1 protein-coding gene is annotated in these 212 nt (G+C 65.6%); it reads left to right on the forward strand.

From position 1 onward, the window contains the following. The coding region (locus IO33_RS45530; RefSeq protein ID WP_037687706.1) for an alpha-amylase family glycosyl hydrolase at window positions 1-212 on the forward strand (212 nt) is incomplete at both ends.

A 212-nucleotide genomic window follows, 5' to 3' on the forward strand; every position in this document is an offset into this window, starting at 1 on the left:
CCGGACTGGTTCAAACGCGCCGTCTTCTACGAGGTCCTGGTCCGCTCCTTCCAGGACAGCAACGGCGACGGCGTCGGCGACCTGAAGGGCCTGACCGCCAAGCTCGACTATCTGCAGTGGCTGGGGGTCGACTGTCTGTGGCTGCCGCCGTTCTTCAAGTCACCGCTCAGGGACGGCGGTTACGACGTCTCCGACTACACCGCCGTCCTGCC

The sequence above is a fragment of the Streptomyces durhamensis genome (assembly GCF_000725475.1).
Lineage (GTDB): Bacteria > Actinomycetota > Actinomycetes > Streptomycetales > Streptomycetaceae > Streptomyces > Streptomyces filipinensis.